Genomic DNA, 2060 nt, shown 5'->3' with positions numbered 1-2060 from the left:
ACGAGACGGCGGTACGTGTCGTGGTCGTAGCCGCGGTCGCCGAGCAGGCTGTCAGGTCGGTTGCGTGGCCGTCCTGCCAGGCCGGCGACCGAGGGGATCTTCTCCAGCAGGGGTATCAGCTGGGTGACGTCGTTGCGGCTGCCGCCGGTCAGCGAAACGGCGAGTGGGATGCCCTGGCCGCCGACGATGAGGGGGTGCTTGCTGCCCGGACGTGCTCGGCCGACCGGGCTGGGGCCGCTTTGGGGCCCCGGCGAGCGGCCCTGACGCGGGAGGAGTCGATCACCGCCCGCGACCAGTCCAGCTTCTTCGCGACCCGCAGCTTCTTCAGCAGCACCAAGTGCAGTTCGTCCCGGACGCCGGCACCGTTCCACGCAGCCAGACGCCGCCAACAGGCCATCGGCGGAGCCGAAGCCCAGCTCCTGCGGCAGGTACTCCCACTGCATCCCGGTATGCAGCACGAACAGAATCCCGCAGAGTGCCTGCCGGTCCGGCACCCGGGGGCGTCCCGCCACCTGCTTCGGCACCGGCTCGGGCAACAACGGCTCGATGAGCGACCACAGTTCATCCGACACAATCCACGGCCGCGACTGACGTTTCCCCACGGCCAGACCAACGACCACCCGAACCGAAAGCCACATGATCAACAGCCTCTGTTAGGACCTCTTAGATCTGCGAGGGCAGCGGCGTGGTCGGACGGCCAGACACTGTGTACGGGCTGGTCGCCGACACGCTGGACAGAGCTGACGGAACCAAGACCTTCAGGGCCTGGTGGGCCTACGTGGATGTAATCGACGCGGACGCTGGGTTCGAATCCGGCCGCGACGAACGGGTTGGCCGCGTTCCAGGTCGCTGACGGCTGTGCTGGGTCTGCGTATTCCCACGCGTCGAGGAAGACCTGGCCCGGGATGGCAGGTGCCGACTTGTAGCCGCCGAACTGCCGTACTTCGTCGGAGTCTGGCCATGCGTTGAAGTCGCCCGTGACAACGGACGGGAAGTCGGTTCCATGGCTATGCGCTGTCACGAACTCGGCAAGCACTCTGACCTGTTGGCAGCGCACCGCAGAGGCATCAATGGCCGACGTGAGGTGGGTGGTGAAGAAATGGCACCTGGTGTGTGGGGGCGTCGATGCGCCCATAGAGCGCCAGGCGGCCGTCATCGTCGTCCTCGCGGGCCGGCAGCTCCACCGTGTCGTGCTGCGCGAGGGGCCAGCGGCTCAGGACAGCGTTGCCGATGCCAACCGTTGAGTCCCCAAGAAGTCTTTGCCACCGCTCCGGTGCACGAGATGCTGCCCAGGTCCAGTGCATGTCGAGGTTGTCCGCCAGCCCCCCTGCAAGATTCTCCCCGCCGCACGCCCACACCTCCTGCAGGCCGACGACATCGGGGTGGAGCTCGCCCAGCACCGTGAGAATGGCCTTCCGCCGGTTCTCCCATGGGCCAAAGCGCCACCACAGGCTCCACGTCAGCACGCGCAACACTGCCGTCCTTCCTTCCGGCTCGCATGAGCATCCTGGGCCATCTCGGACGTTGGCTATCCGGTGAGGGCGAGGTTGTACAGGCGGGCGATGCCGCGCATGGCGTGATGGACACCGTCGCCTTTGAGGCTGCAGTCGCGCAGGATCTTCCGGGTCTTCATGCGGGCAAAGGTGTGCTCCACGCGCGCGCGAACGCGTTTGTGAGAGCGGTTATGTTTCTCTTACCAGGACGGAAGTTCGGCCTGGCCGGCCTTGCGGCGGTGCGGGATGACCAGGCCAGTGCCCTGGTAGCCGCCATCGGCAATCGTGATGGTGTTGCCGACGGCGGCCTTGGCGCCGGATTCCTCCCAGTCCTCCGAGTCATGTCGGTTGCCGGGCACGGGCCGGGCGACCACGACGACCAGGCGACTGTCGGCGTCGATGACGACCTGATGGGCGGTGGAGTAGTGATAGTTCTTCGACTGCTCGGCCACCGAGCGGTCGCGAGTGGATACTAGTACTCCAGCAGCGGATCGTGTCCTGAGCTGGCGGTTGTCGTTGTCCTGGTATGGAGGCGATAGCTGACGCCGGCCGGTGGAAGGCCGAGTT

At 66.4% G+C, this 2060-nt stretch carries 3 pseudogenes; all 3 read right to left on the bottom strand.

Features of this window, described 5'->3' with window-relative positions:
* Positions 1–638: pseudogene (locus ACH4FX_RS43185) on the bottom strand (IS5 family transposase); the annotation flags it as partial.
* 2 nt (positions 639–640) lie between these two features.
* A pseudogene (locus tag ACH4FX_RS43180) lies at positions 641–1472 on the bottom strand (endonuclease/exonuclease/phosphatase family protein).
* Between the two features lie 56 nt (positions 1473–1528).
* Positions 1529–1975 (bottom strand): annotated as a pseudogene (locus tag ACH4FX_RS43175) (transposase); the annotation flags it as partial.
* Positions 1976–2060 lie beyond the last annotated feature (85 nt).

The sequence above is a fragment of the Streptomyces sp. NPDC018019 genome, from assembly GCF_044327805.1.
Taxonomy (GTDB): Bacteria; Actinomycetota; Actinomycetes; order Streptomycetales; family Streptomycetaceae; genus Streptomyces.
Note: the sequence above shows the minus strand (reverse complement) of the source record. Positions and strands in the feature narration are given on the sequence as shown.